We start from the raw sequence: 19067 nt of genomic DNA on the forward strand, positions 1-19067 counted from the left end.
GAAATAGTTTCACTAAAAAAATGAAAAGAAGGTGTCAAATTTTATGATAAAGGGATCTTTCATATTGAAGATTTAGATGAACAATGGTTTCAAGAACCATTCGATCAATGCGTTACTTGATAAGATTATATGTATTCTTGTCAATTTTTAACGCCTAATTAGAGGAGGAGTTTTATGGAGTATTGGTATAAAGATCACTTTCAAGAAGATTATTTAATGATCTATAAACATCGTAATGAAGAAAATGCAAACTCAGAGTTAGAAAATCTAATGAATTTTATTCCGTACAAACCACAGCAAGAGGTACTTGACCTTTGTTGTGGAGCGGGGAGACATAGCCGTTGGTTTGCTAAAAAAGGAATGAACGTTACAGGGATAGACTTATCTAGTACATTATTAGCGGAAGCAAAGAGACAATCTGACACATTAAACATCACATACATAAGGTCTGATATGAGAGAAGTATCATTTAAAAATAAATTTGATATCGTCGTTAATCTTTTTACGAGTTTTGGATATTTTGAAAATGATCAAGATAATGAACGTGTTTTTACACGAGTACACTCTTCTTTAAAGAAAGGTGGATATTTTTTGTTTGATTATTTAAATCCATCATTTACAAGAAAAAATTTAGTTCCCTTTTCACAGCAGATTATTGACCAAACATCGATCGATCAATATAGAAACATTGATAATGATGCCGTTATTAAACGAATAGTCGTAAAAGATAACTATTCAACCCGTCATTACGAAGAACGAGTGAAACTATATTCAAAGAACAAGATTAGTAAAATGTTAGAGAATAATAATTTAAAAATTATCCATTTATTTGGTAACTATGATGGCTGCAAATATGATCAAAGCTCACCTAGATTGCTATATATTTGCAAGAAATAAATCGTAATAATACCAGTTATCAATTTATGACATTTATTAAAAAGCAAAAGGAGCTGAAGAAATGGCTACATGGAATTTGAGTGAGACCCAACATCACATTCTGATCTGTAATGGAAGTAGTTGCAATAAAGCAGGTGCAGAAGAATTAACTCAATCGATTAGAAATGAGATAGCAGCTAAAGGTTTAGACACTCTGATACATACATCAAGAACGCTTTGTAATGGGCGCTGTCAAGATAAATGTGTTCTGATTACCTATCCCGATGGTAACTGGTACAAGGAAATGTCAAGTGAAGATGCTCCGCGTTTGATTGAATCATTAATAACAGGAAATGAGATAGAAGACAAGATTAGTCATTCGTATAATGGGAAATGCTTTGAACGAACGGAAGGAACGGTAAAAGGAATTGAAAAAGAAGGGGAAATCGTAAAGAGAGTTTCAAAACAATTATAAAATGATATAACACTAATAAGTCAAATTTATAAGAATATAATGAAACGTTTGGAAGGATGGAACTCATAATAAGAGTTCTATTTTTTTGAAAAAAAGAATGAACAACGTGAAAGGAAGCATAGTGCAATAAGGATTATAGTGAAGTGAAAAATGGAGGTACATGTTTTTTTATTGGAACATTTTCAGGTGGGAAAATATAGGACTTGGTGGGATTTGAACCCACAAGAAGAACAACAATTAACAGGTTAACTGTTGACTGCTCTAAACATTGAGCTACAAGTCCTAATCTGTATTATTTGCTGAAATTCGTTTTTTGATACATATAAATATGGGGAAGGTGATTTTAGGAATGTAATCGTTGTTAAGCTAACGGGCGGGATGCTTGATGAATACAGGAGCAGTCCAAAACAAATAGAAAAAAGGATCTTAACCTGATTTGGGAGTTTTAAAACAATCACCTAAAGGACCTTAGATGGTCCTTTTTCTTCATGATAAATTTTCAATTCCATGATTAATTAATAATTTTTCCTCAGATTCCAATTTGACATGAAACGCGTTTCATAAATTACACTCTTAACAAAATAACAGGAAGCGAGGAGAGATACTTGTGTTTGCATTAATTATGCTATGCTTTGTAATATATTTGGGAACATATTTTTGTTTGAAGGCATCTGGACAAACAATGGGAGTGAGACCAATTCAATCCTTTGATGATTACTTTATCCAATCTAATGAAGAAATAGATAATAAGTGAAATTTAAAGGGTCTTGCTAATAACCCTCAAGTAAAAAGTAAGTTGTTGGAGGCGATATTATGTTTGACTCAATAACAGGATTTTTGTTTGTATTGCTAAAACAAATGAGGGGGGTATACAACCGAAACAGTGTTTATTGCAAATAATATCGTGATATTGTTCATGCAACCTATACACGGATCATGGTTTTTAGCAGTCGAAAATAGAGTAGAAAGAGAACTGAATCTTGAAGAAGTACAAGTACCACTTAGCTACGTAATCGACTGTTTTATCATTTTTGATGATGGTTACTATTGTTTTTATGAAGAGGTGAGTACATGACAAATATTAAAGATTTAGCAAAGATGGCTGGAGTATCCGTTACAACTGTTTCTCGTGTATTAAATCATCACCCATATGTCACGGAAGAAAAAAAGAATGCAGTTTTGGAAGCTATTAAGGTTAGTAATTATCATAAAAACATAAATGCTGTTCATTTAAGTAAAGGAAAAACCCTGTTGATAGGTGTAGTTCTCCCTTTCTCGGATCATCCCTATTTCGCTTTGTTATTAAAGGGAATAGCAAAGCAAGCGTTAGAAAACAACTATAAGTTGGTGTTATTTCAAACCGATTATATGGAGAGTAGGGAAATGGAAGCTTTGCAAATGTTAAAACAAAAGCAGATCGATTCTTTAATAATTTGCTCCAGAACCATTGATTGGCCTATCATAGAAGAGCATTTATTATTTGGCCCCATTGTATTATGTGAACAGACAGTGGGAAAAATGGTCTCTACCACTTTTGTAAATCACTATAAAACCTTTTTTGAAGCATTAGAATATTTATATCATAAGGGTCATGAGAAAATTGGCTATTGTATTGCTAGAAATTCGGGCACAAATAGTCAAGATAGAGAGTTTGCATATAGAGATTTTGTCAAAAAATATCAATTGCGATATCGCCCTGATTATATTATTAATGAATGTCTTCATTTTGAGGATGGAGAAAAAGCAATAGAGCATATTAAAGCCTTGGATCAACCACCATCAGCGCTGTTGGTGACAAGTGATCAAGTCGCGGCAGGAATCGTTACCTGTTGTCAAAAACAGAATATCTCTATACCAGATAAGCTCGCAATAATTGGTTTTGATAATCAACCAATAGCTAAGATAATGAACATTACAACAATTGAAATTCCCCTTGTAGATATGGGAAAAAACCTTTTTCTTCAAGCATTAAATGGTGATTTATCAAACAAGGAAATGTCCGTTAAACTGATTGAGAGAGGGACGGTTTGAATCTGTTCAGCTCTTTAGTATTTACGTTCTGATAAATAGAAATAGATCTTAACAATCTGCTTATAATTTTCAATTTTTTTCTATGTTATTTAAAGGGGGGTGTTGCTTCAAAGAACGACCCCTTTCCTATATTGTACTAACAGGCGTTCCTACAACAACAGTAGGAACGCATTTACTATTTATCTGCCAAAGGAAATTGATGTTAAGATAAAAAGCAAAGATAAAAGCTTATTCAACATTGAGGCAGGTTATTTTAAGTGTACTTTTGTTATTTTTTGTAGTTGTAATTTGTGATGGGAGTGTTAAAGATGTTTAAAACAATAATTCTTTATATTGCATCGTTATTTATTCTATATTTAGTAATTAAAAATGCTGTTAAAAACGGTATTAACCGTTCAAAAATGGGTCAGTTCCTTGAAGAGAAGTTTCAAGCAAACAAAAAAGCCTTCATTCTTAGATAATGATTTGGATAAAGATTAAGTTCTTTTTCAACAAACAGGTGGATATCTACATTGTAATTGACAATGTTTTAAGTCGATCCGAGTGGTTTTCTCGGATAGACGCGCAGTGAGTGAAGCCATTGCAACTCCGCATTAGGAGAGAGGATACTATAGGTTCAAAAAGAGTGGTCTTCCCTTTTTGAACAAGCTCGAATAGATAAGGTGAATGTTGGTTTTTAGAGTCATAAAGCTTCCTTGTTTATCGAAACTAGCAAATAGTCAACATTTTTCATAAAAAGTTAAAATGCTTCATGCTATACTAAAAGTAAGCCTGATAAATACCCTTCCTCGTTCCAAACTTTGGGAGGTTTTTAGTGTGTTTAGTTAGATTACTGCTGCTTACATAGAAGGTAGCTGATCAATGTCAACTAAAATGGGGTAGGTTACTCGTTATAAATTACTATGTTAGTTAAGTTTTTAAGGATGTGTATTACATGATTTATGCAATAGTTTTATTTATATTTGCAGGACTTGCCGAGATTGGTGGCGGCTATCTTATTTGGCTATGGTTAAGAGAAGGAAAGCCATTCTATTGGGGTGTTTTCGGAGGAATTGCTTTGGCTTTATATGGTGTTATAGCTACATTTCAAACCTTCCCTTCATTCGGTAGAGTATATGCTGCTTACGGAGGAGTATTTATTGTTCTTTCTGTATTATGGGGATGGGGCATTGATAAAAAAACACCTGATTTATATGATTGGGTTGGTGCAGGAATATGTCTTATAGGAGTTTCCGTGATGTTGTTTGCACCACGTCAATAAATTTTTTTATTAAAATACGGGGCGTTTGTCATGAGGATGTTTAAGCAAAGGTCCTCAACAATCAGGCGCTAGATAGGTAATGCAGAGAAACAGACAAGTTACGATAGAAAAGTATAAGACAACTAGACTTAGTCAAATAGCACCATGCAAGAAACAAACCGATCAAAGCATGAAGAAATGCGACTATGATCATGTACTCGACGATTAGAAGCCAGTGGATGGTCGTTTAAGCGATACAGGCAGGAGCAAAGAAGTTTAATGTGAAGTCTTTTATAAAAAGGGAAGTAACCAAACACCATCAAACATCATAATTACATAATAAGGAGAACAAACACATTGAAGAAATTAGATTTTAATAGTATAAAAGCGAAAATATTGTTTGGTTTCAGTCTAGTTATTATATTGGTGCTTATTTTAGGAGTATATAACTATTTTTCAATTAATAAGATTAATTCAGTTACAGAAGATATGATGGATACACAACTTCCACTATTAGTTGCTGACGAACAGTTAGCATTTAACATGGCGCAACGTATCGCTTTAACACGAGGATACGTTTTGTTTGGCGATCAAGATTTCAAGGATCATTTTAATGCGTATACGGAAGATAGTGTTCAATATCAAGAGCTTGTTTTAGAACAATCAAACTCAGAGGAAGTTAAGGAACTAATTAATAAAAGTATTGAGTGGAGAAAAATTGTTATTGCCGATGTATTTGAACCATACGACCAAGGTAATGAAGACATTGCAATGGAGAATTTGAAAACAATCGTTCAACCATTAGCGCGTGAAATTATGGATGGATTTGAGGAACTTTCTACAGAGCGTAGGGTCTTAATTGAAGAAGAAGGTCAACATATTATAGAGAGTGGTCAAAATACATTATTTATCAGTTTAGTAGTTTCAATTCTAGTAGTAGTACTTGGTATAGTTACCGCACTTGTTACTGCACGTATGATCTCTAACCCAATTAACGTAGTCATGGAACGGATGAAGGCAATTGCAAATGGAGATTTAAGTCTTAAACCATTAAAAACAAAGTCGAAAGATGAAGTTGGACAGCTTGTCGTTGCAACAAATGAAATGAACGATAATATGCGTCATTTGTTACAACAAATCAATACTGTTTCTGAAACGGTTAGCGGCCAAAGTGAAGAACTGGCTCAATCTGCCAATGAAATAAAGGCAGGTACCCAACAAGTGGCAGTTACGATGCAAGAATTAGCATCTGGTTCAGAATCACAAGCAAGCAACTCAGCAGATCTCTCTTCTCTTATGGAAACGTTCTTGTCCAAAATGCAAGAGGCAAATTCAAAAGGGGAATTTATATATGACTCGTCTAACAAAGTATTAGAAATGACAGGAGAAGGCAGTCAATCGATGGAAGCATCCGTTAAACAGATGACTATGATAGATAAGATCGTACAACAATCCGTTAAAAAGGTACAAGGATTAGATGCACAGTCACAAGAAATATCAAAGCTAGTTTCTGTCATTAAAGATATCGCTGATCAAACAAAACTCTTGGCATTGAATGCTGCGATTGAAGCCGCACGTGCAGGCGACCATGGACGCGGGTTTGCGGTAGTGGCAGATGAAGTAAGGAAACTTGCTGAACAGGTATCAGTCTCTGTCACAGACATTACCGGCATTGTAAGCAATATTCAAAAAGAATCGACTGGTGTTGCTGAATCTTTACAAGGTGGGTATCAAGAGGTCGAAAAAGGTACGGAACAAATTAAGACTATAGGAGAGACGTTTACACAAATTGATAATGCCATTAAAGAAATGTCTAGTAACATTCAAACGATCACGAGTAATTTGTCCACCATGTCTGCAAGCAGTCAAGAAATGGGTACATTTATTGAAGAAATTGCCTCTGTTGCGGAAGAGGCTGCAGCAGGAGTTGAACAAACTTCTGCATCTACACAACAAACAAGTAGCTCGATGGAAGAAGTAGCTGACAGATCAGATGAACTTTCTAAATTGGCTGAGGAACTGAACGGATTAGTACGTAATTTTAAATTGTAGGGTTTAAGAAGAGATGGTGCCTGCTAGGTATCTATCTCTTTTTATAGTCAAATTAAATCACAGATTAGGTTCATGACGCCAGTACTTTAAAGTGCTGGGGTCATGAACCTTTTTTTGTTTCCTCTCACATTCATACGGGTAACGGACTATATATTAGTTTTAACCTATTATTTATTATCCAAAAGGGAGGAAGATTGTAAATGAGGGATGAGCGTAAAAGCACAGACAACAACGTCAAAAAGGAACAGTTGGAAGAGTTTACAATCGACGATCAGGGAAAAAAACTAACGACCAATCAAGGTGTAAAAGTTTCTGAGGACGAATTTTCCTTAAAGGCAGGTGAACGTGGACCGACGTTGATGGAAGATTTTCATTTCCGGGAAAAAATGACTCATTTTGATCATGAGCGTATTCCTGAACGAATTGTCAATTGCTCATGGGGAATTTCAAGTGTACGATTCAATGAAGAAATACATACGTGTTGATTAACCAATAATAACCAAAAACGAATACACAAAAGGGACACCCTGCTTGTAGAATAAAGTTTGCCAACAACAAACTACAGAAGGGGTGCCCTCATGAAACAGAATACCACATACCACAATTTGTTTTAAAAAATTGTTTCAGAAGAAGAAGTAGCCGTTATTCAGGATGCCATCGGCTATGAAGATAAAGCGCGTAAGCTCGATGTGCTCACGCTCAATAACTATCTAATCTACGCTTCTATGAATGAGTTCAAAAGTGATCGAGACTGCGCAGATGTAGGAGACCAATATGGACTGCCAAAGGTCAATTTTCTACACTCTCTAAGAAAGCTGGCCATGTAGACTACAACTTTCGAACGATTTCTTCTGTAAGAACCTTTATTCAGAAGTTTTAAGTAATCATTTTTCGGGTACTTATAGTTATAGCGAAAAGAAAGGGAGAAATAGAATATGTTGACCGGACTAAAGAAGCTTTTGACAAAAGAAGATATGACGGATCGAAAAATCGTTCCTGAATGGGTCATACACGAGTATCAGATCTTTCATCAAACCGTGACCAATAAGACATTTCCTTGCTATTTTGGGATGAAGGCGGAGAATAAGGGCGAATTGCGCTATGCTTATATCACACGGGATGATTGGTCAAATCTGCCACAGGCTGTGGCAGATTTCTTAAAGTTGTTTAAGGAACCGCCGTACATTCGCCATGGTCTTTTTGTTTTTGTTGAACCTGAGGAGGAAGAAGGAGACATTGATTACTACCGTAAAAAGTTTTGGGACATCTTACAATACTTGCATGAACATGATCAAAAGAACTGGCCGGAGGAAAAACCGAAGAATCCTGAGCATTTTTTATGGGACTATCATTTTGCTGGTGAACCAATCTTTATTTTTGGAAATGCCCCCGCCTATAAACAACGAAAAACGCGTAATCTCGGGAACAGCCTAGTCCTTGGTTTCCAACCACGGAAGATTTTTGAGGGGCTCGAAGGAACGGAAAAAGGTGGGATTATGTCCCGTGAAAAGGTTAGGGAACGGGTTGAAAAGTGGGATAATCTCCCGAAACATCCCGATATTTCTCACTTTGGTGATACCGAACACAACGAGTGGAAGCAATTCTTTATTGGCGATGACAGCGAGCCAATTCAAGGGAAATGTCCATTCCATCATAAAGACAGCTAAAAACAATAACTCTCGAAATCCACTTTACAATCTAAGTTAAGACCTACATACTATCAGTTTATTAAACGTGACAGATTGTCTTTTAGCAATTAAATAGATCAAGGTAAGAGAAAGAAATTCACTTAAAGCGGTAATGAAATTTCCTTCATAGACCTCCTTTTTTAATGAAAAGAATAAGGTATTTCAGAAAATCAAAAAGATTGCCGACCTTCTATTCCAAAATTGGTTAGTGGTTGGCAATCTTTTTTTTAATATGAAGATTTATTCAGGCGCCGTATCCAACTTAAAGCTGTTCAATGGCTTAAAATGAATTCCTAAATATGGAATCTGTCAGTTGATAATGGCTTTTACCATTGTAAAAGAGGCTGTAAGATCATTAATCTCAACAGCCTCCATTTTTAAAAGTTTCCTTTAAAACAGGTCTAGATGATTTAGGTGATTGGAATACAATCAATTGATCTCCAGCTTCTGCTACTAATTGGGTTTTTAATGTCGCAAAGGTAAGTTTGCCTGAAGCATGGCGAACAAAAAGTGCAGTTTGGTCCTTATCTAGTTCAGTTCTATCAATTAAATGTTTTTCATGGATATTAATAGATTTGAAAACATAGCCGTTGTCGATTTTCCAATTTAATTGTTGGTATACTTCGTTCGGACCAAAAAGAAAATGTGACCTCATGTATGGAGGTAAATCGTCCTTATGGTGATTAGACATAGAAGTAGGCAATAAAAACATATTCGCATGACCAAATTGTAGTGCATACGTACTGAAAACTAACGCATTATACGTAAATGTATCAGAAGCAATAAAGAAATATTCATATTGGCTAAAATCAGCAGTTAATTGAGTTTTCTCTGATAACACTTCACCGTGAAACGTGTTTAATCCGAGTTTAGTCGCCTCTTGTATATGTTCTTCTGAACTGTCTGTAAGTAACGTAGGAATACCTAACTTATTGCAAAACTGGGCAAAAGCAATGGAAAATTTGCTACTTCCTACAATGAGAATACCTGGTGGTTCTGAACTAGCTAATCCTAATTTCTTAGAAAGATAACCAATCGAAAAACCATGTGCGCATACCGTAATAAAGATAAGGGCAAATGTCAAAGTTACAAGTAAAGATGCATCTGCATAGCCATCCTTAAGCAATAATGAAGCAAAGTAACTAGCCACTGTTATAGCGACGATCCCACGTGGTGCAATCCAAGCTACTAATGTTTTTTCTTGAATGGTCAGCTCTGTTCCAATGGTCGATAACCAGATAGAAACGGGCCTTACAATAAATAACATCATAAGAACGAAGCTAATGATAGGCCAACTAAATATCTCGATAATCGTTTCCCTTGATAAAGAAGCGGTTAGCATAATAAAGACTGTTGAAGTGAGTAGGACAGATATATTTTCTTTGAAATGTCGAATTTCCCCGATTGAAGAGACATATTTCTTTGTTTGTGCTAATGTCACTCCCATCACGGTAACACCAAGTAAACCTGTTTCATGTATGACTGCTTCACAAATGCCAAAACATAGGATTACTAAACCCAATAAAACGGGTGCTGTTAAATATTCTGGTATCTTACCTTTTTCAATGGCATAACTAATGGCAAGTCCAAATGCTAATCCAAGCACCGTTGCAAATAAGGCACCTCCGAAAAAAAGCAATAAGTAATTTGCATGAATCGATTCATGAGTAATCACTTTGACGATCTCGTAAGCAAACAACGCTACTAGTACACCGACTGGATCAACAATAATGCCTTCCCACTTGAGTACAGTTGCTACTCTAGGCCTAAGCTTAGCCTGTCTGAGTAGTGGAATAATGACTGTTGGACCTGTTACAATAAACAATCCACCAATAATGAATGAAACTTCCCAGTCAAGACCAGCTACATAATGGGCTGCAATCGTTCCTCCCATCCATGCCAAAAAAGCGCCAAGCGTAACCATTCGAATAACAGAATGAGAGATGCCTCGTATTTCACGAAGATCTAGGCTTAAACTGCCTTCAAATAAAATAATGGCCACCGCTAAAGAGATAATGGGGGTATAAAGGTCTCCTAGTTGTTGTTCAGGGTTTAATAGCCCAAGAGCAGGCCCAACGATCAAACCTGCAATTGACATTAAAACAATTGCTGGCCATTGTATACGCCATGCCAACCACTGTGAAGTAATACCAAGAACTATGACTAAAATAATGCTAAATAACACAGATTCCACACAGCTCATCCTATCTAAATCTTTTATTAGTATCCTTAAAAAGGTTATATCACTAAAATAACACAATTGTCTTCTAATTAACGCTCAAGAAGCTTATCTTTTTGGAAACCGCCAGCCATCATTCGAAAATCTTGAATTTCAATTACCGTAATACAAACAGAAGGGGCGAGACCAACTCCCCTAAGAGTACAAAAGTGGGTTGTAAAAAGAACGGCTATCCTAAAAAAAAGTACCTGTCCCTGTTGATATAAGCACTGGGGACAGGCACTTTTCCTATTACTAAAATTGCTCTTGATTCCGAAGTTGTTCTTCTGCCATCGCGACTAAACGCTTTGTCATCTCTCCACCAACAGAACCATTAGCACGAGCGGTCGTATCGGCTCCAAGCTCTACTCCTAATTCATTCGCTATTTCCTGTTTCATGGAATCGAGAGCATTTTCTACACCAGGCACTAACAATTTGTTTCTAGCCATATCCAACACCTCTTTGAACGATTTTAGGAACTGTGAACACCGATTAGATGCCCAATAATAGGTTGCCCATTGAACGTATTACAATCCTTAAATGAAACGGTTCTAACGTATCAGTATTTTTAAAGTAGAGATTTAAAGTAACTTTCACAAAAAAACAATCGTCTAATTAATAAATAGTACACTTGATACAGAATATCCCAAGAATAGGCTAGTTTTACTGGAGGGGAACATAGTGAAAAAAATATTTATAACGGTTACAACACTTTTATTTTTACTTACTTCATGTGGACAGGTAGAAAATAATAGGGCAACCGATCAAAGGCCCAAAGGAGAAAAACCGCCAACAGAAGAAGTTGAAATGACCATTGCGGCAGTGACTGACGAGGAAGCTGTTGAGCTCATTCGAAGTTTTATTGCTGAGAAGCTAGACGATAATGCTTTTTCAGGACTTTATTTGGTCCATGAACCATTCACACATTTCGTTATCTTGATTCAGGAATTGTATTCACATCAAGACGTTGCAGCTGAGCTAGAAGAGTATTCGAAGCAAACTGGCAGTAGTGAAGGTGAGTATCGTGTGAAACTAAAGCCTGCCACATACTCGTATCAAACGTTAGAAAAGGTAGCAAAGCAATTAAATGCATCACATGAGGAGTTAATCGTAACGGAGCGAAAAGTACTTTCATTCGGTATCAATGAAATGGAAAATCGAATCGACCTTTATGTCTCAGCACTCGAAGATGTAAACGAAGAACTGATCGCTGAAATAACGGGTGGAAGTGAGGGACTCATAAAAATAGAAGAAGGGGTCATGGGTTCAGTTGATGAAAACGGGCTTCCAACAGGAGAACCTTATATTGTTGGCCAGATTATGGAGGTAAGTGAAGAACAGAACCTAGTTCTCTTGATTGATGATCAAATTTACGTTTCGATCAATAGTGCAACGGTGATTAAAGATAACAAAGGTAACACAATCGGAGTAGAGCAATTAAATGTATCCGATATAGTAGTAGTTTGGACAGATGGTGGCATTTTGGAATCGCTACCGGCTTCTGGTTATGCCGTGGCAATTCAGCTTCAGTAAAAGAGTGAAGCAATCATTTGAAAAACTTATGATTAGCACAAGTATGGAAGAACTTTTCGACTTAAATCAAATTTCAAGGTGCTAGAGAACAAACTCACCAGGGGTAGGTGTTGACAATAGTTAAAAGAGAGGCGAATAAGTATCCTGTTCGCCTTTCTCATTTTTAACGTAAACATGTGTGAAGTTTTCTATAAACCTACGTACATTTTATACAAACCATATGCAAGACCGTTCACTTCAACGCGAGCAAGAATAGCTATCCGCTGAAGGATCCAATTCTTAACTGCTATTCTCTATACATTTCTAAAGGGATATGGCCGTCATTTAAGTAGGATACTTCATTGATGGTGAAATAGCGGCTAATGTACCTTACTTTTCACTTGAATGGTGCCGTATACTTGGAGCACACTCAAAGTGAAAACTCCTATTGATATAGAAGGCTGATCTGTTTTAGAGACAAAACAAGTTCAATCCTTTCTATAATAGGAGGACTTTTCTGCGTATAAATACGAAAATTTGAAACTACGGTATTTTCTTGAGTCATGTAAGGCCAGTGAGTCAGGCACCTTTTTAAAAGCTCGGATCAGTCTCTGTTGGGTAAAAGCTTATGTTTTAACTTACCTTGGTAATCTGCTTATTGAATGCTTTCTGCTTAACATGGAGGAAATAGTATAAACAGGTGCAAGCCATAACGACAAGCGCTAATGTCAAATACAAATTTCGATAACCCAAGAATGGAACGAGACTCCCAAGTAGGAAAGGTCCAATACCTATTCCTAAATCATAACAAATCCAGAAGGTGGAAGTTGCAAGTCCAACCCGATGACTGGGAGCCCTTTTTAATGCGATAGCTTGTGTCGCTGATTGTAAATTACCAAATCCAAGTCCAGCTAACGCTCCGGCTATTAGTAAAGTAATACCGTGGTCCGCTTGACTAAGAATAATTAAACCCGCTGAAAATAAAATAAAAGCGGGGAACATGACAATATTAGCCCCTTTTGAATCAAGGATTCTGCCAGTGAAGGGTCTAGATATGAGAATACAGACAGAATAGACAATAAAAAAGTAACTTGCCGCAGACAGTAAATGAATCTCCATTGAATAGGAAGCGAGAAAAGATAGAATACCAGAGTAGCATATGGATAATATCCCTACCATGGAGGTAATAGGAAGAACTCTTTTTTCTATGAAGTTCTTTAACTTAAACTCTCTCATTTCTTGGCGTTGTTCGCTTGTCATCTCCACTTTAGGGATTGAAACAAATAAGGATAATAGGATACAGATGATAGACAAAAGAGTACACACGATAAAAATCATGCTCATATTTCCTAATTGCATAATGAAAACACCAATAAAGGGCCCTATGGCAGTTGCAAGGATTAAACTTAATGAATAATAGCTGATTCCTTCTCCTTGTCGTTTAACGGGTATCATGTTCATAACAGATATTTGCATAACTGACAGCGCTATACCCATTACAACACCGTGAACAAAACGGACAAAGATTAAGAAGTTCAAGTTTTCTATTGGAAAAAAAAGCAGTGAGACAAAAAAGCTTAAAACAAGTCCAATATAAAGTAGTTTTTTCCCTCCAATGATGTTAAGGTACTTACCCGTAAATAAACGGAGTAAGTACACCAATAACGAAAATACTAGCCGCAAGCCCTGCCTTACTTTGGGAGGTATCGAACTTTTCTATTACATATCCCGTTATCGTTGTCATCGTTAAAAAATACATTAAAGTAAGTAAGAAAGTTGTCTGCCAAATGATAATAAAGTCTTTTGTCCACAATCGTGGTTTAGAAGTTTGCATGCTATTAACCCCATTACTATTGTTTTTATCTGAGCGACTAAATCTGACATTTTTGCATTTCTAGAAAGAATAAAAATCCTTGGGAAGCTTTGTCGTTAAAGTAATTTTTTTCAAATATTTAGAACACAAAAATTATATCACGATTTAAACATCTATATAAACTAAAGAGTCTAATCTAGATTTTTTCGGCTGTTATTAAAGAATACATTGGTTGTCCTAAATGTGATGAAGATGTAAATCGGAGTAATGTTAGTCCTTCTTTGGGTTTTAGGAACTTTTTTGTGTATAACCATAGACAAACATGCATCTCATAAAGCTATGAATGTTTAATTGCCTAAAAGAATATGATCATTTGATAAGAAAACAGAAATTTTTACATTAGAGAAAGGGGTTAGGAGTATGCCGGTAGCAAGCGAAAGGGGAAGTATTCACTGTAACATTGAAACGATGTGGGAATTCATTAAAAACATGAAAAATTGGGCTACATGTATGCCTGGTTATGTTTCTTTTGAGCAAGTAGATGAAAATGTTTCGGTTTGGGCTCTAAAGGGAGATATGGGAATCGTTAAGCGAACAGTTGACTTTACTGTAACAGTAACAGAGAGAAACAGACCAGAACATATTGCCTTCACCTTAGAAGCTAAAAGTGAGGGTGTAAAAGGAGAAGGTTCGTACAAGGCTGTGGCTACAGGACCGAAAACAACTGATGTAGAATTCAAACTGGATATGACAGGTACAGGGTTCGCTGCGAAGGTGATAAACGTCGTATTAACAAAAACGCTCCGACGTGATTGCGAAGAATTAAAAGAAAATTTGATCCAAGTGTTAGAAAAAGAAGGTCAGTCTATGGACGTTAGATAAGAAGGTAGTAAGCAATTATTTATTTCTGTCGTCCGTACGATGCCTCACTCAAATGTTTCTCTATAAGCTGTTAAGGCTTCTTGACTTACAACATAATGTCGAACACGATGAGGCGAATGTTATTTTCCCATCCTTCTGATAAAGGCAAGGAGGATTAGTTAAGTGGTAGGTTTGGTTAAAAGAGCTTAGTTAAAACAGAATGGAGCTAGCGTATGTTCAAACATAAGAAACTACCTAATCGTATTACTATGAAAGAGTTTAACTCTTTATTATTACTGATGATATTGAATAGAGTCCGATAAAAGTACCTGCCTCCATTGCTTTAAAGCAATGGAGGCAGGTACTTTTATACAAATATAAATGACAGCTTATACTGATAAATAATCCAGTGTATAATAGTATAGTATTTATTTTTTCAGAGATTAGCTGACAGTAAGCTAATTATAAAATTTTTAATGAAATCGTTCTTCCTTATTTAAACTAAAAGAGGATATAATCACTATGAGGTGTGTATTAATGTTAAATCTATTAGCAATCGACGATATAAAGATATGTTTAAAAACACTACATTCCGTCGTGGACAAGGTTACTATAAAGAAGGTCGTGTCAGGGATTTGTATTGTGATCCAGTAAGGAATATTTGGACTGCAAAGGTGAAAGGGACAAAGGTCTATCAAGTAGTGATTGAGGAAGAGGACAATGAAATTTCATCAGAGTGCAATTGTCCGGCCTTTAATCAGTACTCAGAACCTTGCAAACATATCGCGGCGGTACTTTTAAAAATTTACAATAGTGACCCTGGTTTCTCATTAAGTAATCAGAAGCTCTCTGATATGAAACGAAAAAAGCAGGAAGAGCTGAAGAAGAGACAACAGGAAGAAGAACGGCAAAGCCAAGCAAGACAAGCCATTTATGTAAAGCATCTTACGAATCAATTCATTCAAACTATTTCTAATTATTCACAGGGGAGTTTGGAACAAGTTGAAAGAGTGAAGGACCCTTTAATGGTAGAGTGGATTATTAAAGAACATAAGCCGTATTACTCGGCAAAACAGTTCTTGACCTTGGAGATGAAGGTAGGACAAAAGCGAACGTATGTTGTGAAGAAAATAAAGGATTTTGTTAAGGCTATTGAAAAACAGATGCAGTATCCTTTTACAAAAACCTTTACATATGATCCTACAGAACAAGAGTTTTTACGGGAAGATCAAGAGATTATTAACTTCTTGCAAGAGGCCGTAAAATATGAGGAGATCTATAAAGAATTCCAAGTTTCTTCTTTTTATCGAAGTTCAGGATCCCTTGATGAACGCATGCTGACTATTCCCCCGATGATTGCTGATGACCTCCTTTCAAATTTGGAAAACAGAGCAATTCGATTTGAAAGTGGCGCTGAAGTCTTTAATCAAATCACAGTCAGTCAAAATGAACTGCCCTTTTCTATTCAATTAGATAAAGGACAGAAAGATAAATTTCAACTGGACTTAACAGCGCTGCTTACAATGAAATATCTAGACTTGTATGGATATTTCATTCAAGCTAGTACTTTTTATAAAATACCAACGGAGCAGCAGGTATTCATTAAAGAACTAAAAAAGTTAGTCAACCTGTCAAACAGTCCTTTAATACCAATTGCCAACGATCAAATTGAGCCATTTCTTTCTCAAGTCGCACCTAAAATTGATCAAATTGGTAAATTAGAGATTGCCGATAAAGTATCAAGCAAAATCGCGAAATTTCCTCTGCATGCAAAGGTTTATGTTGACCAGGTGGATGACCTTCTTCATGTTTCAATAGAATTCCATTACGGTGAACATAGGATTGACCCATTCGGACAAGTGACACCGGAACAGGGTAGCCCTATATTAATGAGAGATGCAGGGATGGAGCAGGCAATCATGGATGTTATCGAATCTGCGTCTCTTAGATTCAATGGGAAATTGCTCTATGTAAAGGGCGAAGATAGCATTTTTGAGTTTTTATATGAGATTGTACCAAGGCTTGAGGACAAAGCGGAAATTTTCATGACAGGTGCTGTTAAGTCATTGGTCTTACCTGACAGGCATGCACCGGTTACCAAAATCGATATAGACTCATCAGGCAATTGGCTAGAGGTAAGTTTTGATATGGCTGGAATCGAGCAGGAAGAGGTCCAGAATATCCTGCAATTTGCTGTTGAAAAGAAAAAATACTATCGATTACCAAATGGTGCATTCGTTTCATTAAAATCAGAAGAATTCCAAACGATTCAAAATATGTTTCAAGAACTTAACATTAAACCATCACAACTGCAAAAGGAATCGTTTCAGCTTCCGATATACAGAGGAATGCAGCTTGATGAAGTGATGAATGTGAAGGGAATAGGAAGCAGTGCCAAGTATGGGAAGCAGTTTCGTAGGTTATTAAACCGTCTGAAAAACCCTGAAGAACTTGAATTTGATCTTCCTGATACACTCCAGGCTGAATTAAGGGACTATCAGAACTACGGTTTCCAGTGGCTAAAAGCACTTAGCTATTATGGGCTCGGCGGCATCTTGGCAGATGATATGGGTCTTGGGAAGACGTTGCAGAGTATTGCCTTTATTTTATCAGAAAAAAACGAGAACAAAGACTTGAAGCCAACGTTGATTGTCGCGCCTGCATCGCTCATCTATAATTGGAAAAATGAATGTGAAAGGTTCGCCCCATCTTTAAAAGTGGAAGTGATGAACGGTACTCCGCAAGAACGGATTGAAATGCTCAGAAACACTGTTATTCCGGATGTATGGATCACATCATATCCAACCTTAAGACAGGATATAGATCACTATAATCATCTTGAATTCAGCACACTAATTTTAGATGAGGCACAAGCGATTAAAAATCATGCAACAAAGGCAGCGAAGGCGGTCAGAGAGATTCAAGCGCAAACGTGTTTTGCGTTAAGTGGGACACCGATTGAAAATTCTATTGACGAACTTTGGTCTATTTTTCAAACGGTTATACCTGAATTCTTCCCAAATCAGAAGGCATTTCGCCAGCTAGAACCAGAAAAAGTGGCGAAAATGATTCGTCCATTTTTATTGCGAAGGGTTAAAAAGGATGTACTAAAGGAATTGCCAGACAAAATTGAAACAGTTAACTATTCCGAACTTACGAAGCAGCAGAAAGAACTGTACTTAGCCTATCTAGAAAAAATCCAAAAGGAAACAAAAGAATCGCTCCAGGGGGAAGGCTTCCAAAAAAGCCGAATTAAAATTTTGGCTGGCTTGACTAGACTTCGCCAATTATGCTGTCATCCATCTTTGTTTTTGGAAGATTATAAAGGGGATTCGGGAAAGCTAAATCAATTAATGGAGATTGTTGGTAATGCCGTGGAGAACGGCAGACGCCTGTTGATTTTTTCACAATTTACTAGCATGCTTTCGATTATTCGTGACCAGTTAACAAATGCCGGTTTAAATTTCTTTTATTTGGACGGTAAAACGTTACCAATAGATAGAGTCAAAATGGTTGATCAGTTTAATCAAGGGGATGGTGACGTTTTTCTAATTTCCTTAAAAGCAGGAAATACGGGTCTAAACTTAACCGGTGCGGACACTGTTATCTTATATGATCTTTGGTGGAATCCGGCGGTTGAGGAACAAGCGGCAGGACGAGCCCATCGTATGGGCCAAAAAAATGTTGTACAAGTGATCCGATTGATTACACAGGGTACGATAGAAGAAAAAATATATGAGCTCCAGCAAAACAAAAAAGAACTAATAGAAACAGTCGTCCAACCAGGAGATCAGGCTATATCAAAAATAACCGAACAAGAAATTAAGGAAATATTGAATATATAGGGGATTTTATTGAAGGTTGAAAAAAAGCCACTCACACCAACGCTTTAAAGCGTTGGTGTGAGTGGCTTTCCCATTAATGCTTGTTTGAAACGACTCAATAGTAACAGTGTATAGTTCAGTTTAAAAATAACTAAAAGAGACAGTTAATGAATAAACATCAACTGTCAAGTAATAGAACGACCCTTTTAGGAGGACTATAGGACAAAAATAATCCACTTAGCTGTCAAGTCGACTAAACTAACAATTCTCAGGTGGTGGCAGGCAGTGCGACCACCAACCTTATAAAAGTGTTGTGATATACACAATCATGATGGAACTTATCAATCCCAGAACCGCACCAATGATGCAATCAGTTGGGTAATGTAAGCCTAAATACATTCTTGAAAATCCAATTAAGCTAGCAAGTGGTATTAAAAAAGCTGCTAGAAAATCAACATATTCTATTGACAATGATT

15 protein-coding genes, 1 tRNA gene and 1 pseudogene are annotated in these 19067 nt (G+C 36.4%); 11 read left to right on the forward strand and 6 right to left on the reverse strand.

The window, feature by feature from the left end:
• Positions 1-174 precede the first annotated feature (174 nt).
• Both LDX58_RS14485 and LDX58_RS14490 read left to right on the forward strand, forming a co-directional pair.
• Positions 175-897: a class I SAM-dependent methyltransferase gene (locus tag LDX58_RS14485; protein WP_227937551.1), complete on the forward strand. Its 723-nt coding sequence runs from the start codon at positions 175-177 to the stop codon at positions 895-897.
• A 61-nt stretch (positions 898-958) separates the two neighbouring features.
• Positions 959-1351, forward strand: coding sequence for a (2Fe-2S) ferredoxin domain-containing protein (locus LDX58_RS14490; protein ID WP_227937552.1), 393 nt, complete (start codon positions 959-961; stop codon positions 1349-1351).
• A gap of 198 nt (positions 1352-1549) precedes the next feature.
• On the opposite strand, the gene LDX58_RS14495 is transcribed toward LDX58_RS14490, so the two are convergent.
• Positions 1550-1634 (reverse strand) — tRNA-OTHER (locus tag LDX58_RS14495).
• Positions 1635-2422: 788 nt separating this feature from the next.
• Here LDX58_RS14495 and LDX58_RS14500 point away from each other — a divergent pair.
• The 6 genes and pseudogenes from LDX58_RS14500 (at position 2423) to LDX58_RS14525 (ending at position 8341) form a co-directional block, all read left to right on the forward strand.
• Positions 2423-3382 carry a LacI family DNA-binding transcriptional regulator gene (locus LDX58_RS14500; RefSeq protein ID WP_227937553.1) on the forward strand — a complete coding sequence of 320 codons (960 nt, stop codon included), beginning with the start codon at positions 2423-2425 and terminating at the stop codon, positions 3380-3382.
• A 308-nt stretch (positions 3383-3690) separates the two neighbouring features.
• Positions 3691-3843, forward strand: coding sequence for a hypothetical protein (locus LDX58_RS14505; protein WP_227937707.1), 153 nt, complete (start codon positions 3691-3693; stop codon positions 3841-3843).
• Between the two features lie 473 nt (positions 3844-4316).
• Complete coding sequence (locus LDX58_RS14510; protein WP_227937554.1) at positions 4317-4643, forward strand: YnfA family protein; 327 nt, start codon at positions 4317-4319, stop codon at positions 4641-4643.
• Between the two features lie 336 nt (positions 4644-4979).
• Positions 4980-6674 carry a methyl-accepting chemotaxis protein gene (locus LDX58_RS14515; protein ID WP_227937555.1) on the forward strand — a complete coding sequence of 565 codons (1695 nt, stop codon included), beginning with the start codon at positions 4980-4982 and terminating at the stop codon, positions 6672-6674.
• Positions 6675-6874: 200 nt separating this feature from the next.
• Positions 6875-7154, forward strand: a pseudogene (locus LDX58_RS14520) (catalase); the annotation flags it as partial.
• Positions 7155-7609: 455 nt separating this feature from the next.
• Entirely contained in the window at positions 7610-8341 is a 732-nt protein-coding gene (locus tag LDX58_RS14525) for a YqcI/YcgG family protein (RefSeq protein WP_227937556.1), read from the forward strand.
• Positions 8342-8723: 382 nt separating this feature from the next.
• On the opposite strand, the gene LDX58_RS14530 is transcribed toward LDX58_RS14525, so the two are convergent.
• Positions 8724-10565, reverse strand: coding sequence for a cation:proton antiporter (locus LDX58_RS14530; protein WP_227937557.1), 1842 nt, complete (start codon positions 10563-10565; stop codon positions 8724-8726).
• A 270-nt stretch (positions 10566-10835) separates the two neighbouring features.
• On the reverse strand, positions 10836-11030 hold the full coding sequence (locus LDX58_RS14535) for an alpha/beta-type small acid-soluble spore protein (protein ID WP_227937558.1): 195 nt from the start codon (positions 11028-11030) through the stop codon (positions 10836-10838).
• 232 nt (positions 11031-11262) lie between these two features.
• Here LDX58_RS14535 and LDX58_RS14540 point away from each other — a divergent pair, with 232 nt between their 5' ends.
• Positions 11263-12114, forward strand: a complete 852-nt coding sequence (locus LDX58_RS14540) for a hypothetical protein (RefSeq protein WP_227937559.1) — start codon at positions 11263-11265, stop codon at positions 12112-12114.
• 612 nt (positions 12115-12726) lie between these two features.
• On the opposite strand, the gene LDX58_RS14545 is transcribed toward LDX58_RS14540, so the two are convergent.
• Positions 12727-13752 (reverse strand): MFS transporter, encoded by a 1026-nt coding sequence (locus LDX58_RS14545; RefSeq protein ID WP_227937700.1) that lies wholly within the window; start codon positions 13750-13752, stop codon positions 12727-12729.
• Entirely contained in the window at positions 13724-13927 is a 204-nt protein-coding gene (locus LDX58_RS14550) for a hypothetical protein (protein ID WP_227937560.1), read from the reverse strand. The genes LDX58_RS14545 and LDX58_RS14550 overlap by 29 nt, the downstream gene beginning before the upstream one ends.
• Before the next feature lie 399 nt (positions 13928-14326).
• Here LDX58_RS14550 and LDX58_RS14555 point away from each other — a divergent pair, with 399 nt between their 5' ends.
• A complete protein-coding gene (locus LDX58_RS14555) occupies positions 14327-14788 on the forward strand; it encodes an SRPBCC family protein (RefSeq protein WP_227937561.1) in 462 nt (153 codons plus the stop codon).
• A gap of 551 nt (positions 14789-15339) precedes the next feature.
• Positions 15340-18612 (forward strand): DEAD/DEAH box helicase, encoded by a 3273-nt coding sequence (locus LDX58_RS14560; RefSeq protein ID WP_227937562.1) that lies wholly within the window; start codon positions 15340-15342, stop codon positions 18610-18612.
• Between the two features lie 279 nt (positions 18613-18891).
• Here the strand turns inward: LDX58_RS14560 and LDX58_RS14565 are convergent, their stop codons facing one another.
• Positions 18892-19062 (reverse strand): phosphatase PAP2 family protein, encoded by a 171-nt coding sequence (locus tag LDX58_RS14565; protein ID WP_227937563.1) that lies wholly within the window; start codon positions 19060-19062, stop codon positions 18892-18894.
• Positions 19063-19067: the final 5 nt, after the last annotated feature.

The sequence above is a fragment of the Alkalihalobacillus deserti genome, assembly GCF_020734105.1.
Taxonomy (GTDB): domain Bacteria; phylum Bacillota; class Bacilli; order Bacillales; family Bacillaceae_D; genus Halalkalibacter; species Halalkalibacter deserti.

Excerpts from the sequence above, each read along its gene's own strand:
- LDX58_RS14560 (WP_227937562.1), top strand. The coding sequence starts at position 15,340 with ATGTTTAAAAACACTACATTCCGTCGTGGACAAGGTTACTATAAAGAA.
- LDX58_RS14490 (WP_227937552.1), top strand. The coding sequence starts at position 959 with ATGGCTACATGGAATTTGAGTGAGACCCAACATCACATTCTGATCTGT.
- LDX58_RS14550 (WP_227937560.1), bottom strand. The coding sequence starts at position 13,927 with ATGCAAACTTCTAAACCACGATTGTGGACAAAAGACTTTATTATCATT.
- LDX58_RS14555 (WP_227937561.1), top strand. The coding sequence starts at position 14,327 with ATGCCGGTAGCAAGCGAAAGGGGAAGTATTCACTGTAACATTGAAACG.
- LDX58_RS14535 (WP_227937558.1), bottom strand. The coding sequence starts at position 11,030 with ATGGCTAGAAACAAATTGTTAGTGCCTGGTGTAGAAAATGCTCTCGAT.
- LDX58_RS14505 (WP_227937707.1), top strand. The coding sequence starts at position 3,691 with ATGTTTAAAACAATAATTCTTTATATTGCATCGTTATTTATTCTATAT.
- LDX58_RS14530 (WP_227937557.1), bottom strand. The coding sequence starts at position 10,565 with ATGAGCTGTGTGGAATCTGTGTTATTTAGCATTATTTTAGTCATAGTT.
- LDX58_RS14510 (WP_227937554.1), top strand. The coding sequence starts at position 4,317 with ATGATTTATGCAATAGTTTTATTTATATTTGCAGGACTTGCCGAGATT.
- LDX58_RS14500 (WP_227937553.1), top strand. The coding sequence starts at position 2,423 with ATGACAAATATTAAAGATTTAGCAAAGATGGCTGGAGTATCCGTTACA.
- LDX58_RS14525 (WP_227937556.1), top strand. The coding sequence starts at position 7,610 with ATGTTGACCGGACTAAAGAAGCTTTTGACAAAAGAAGATATGACGGAT.
- LDX58_RS14485 (WP_227937551.1), top strand. The coding sequence starts at position 175 with ATGGAGTATTGGTATAAAGATCACTTTCAAGAAGATTATTTAATGATC.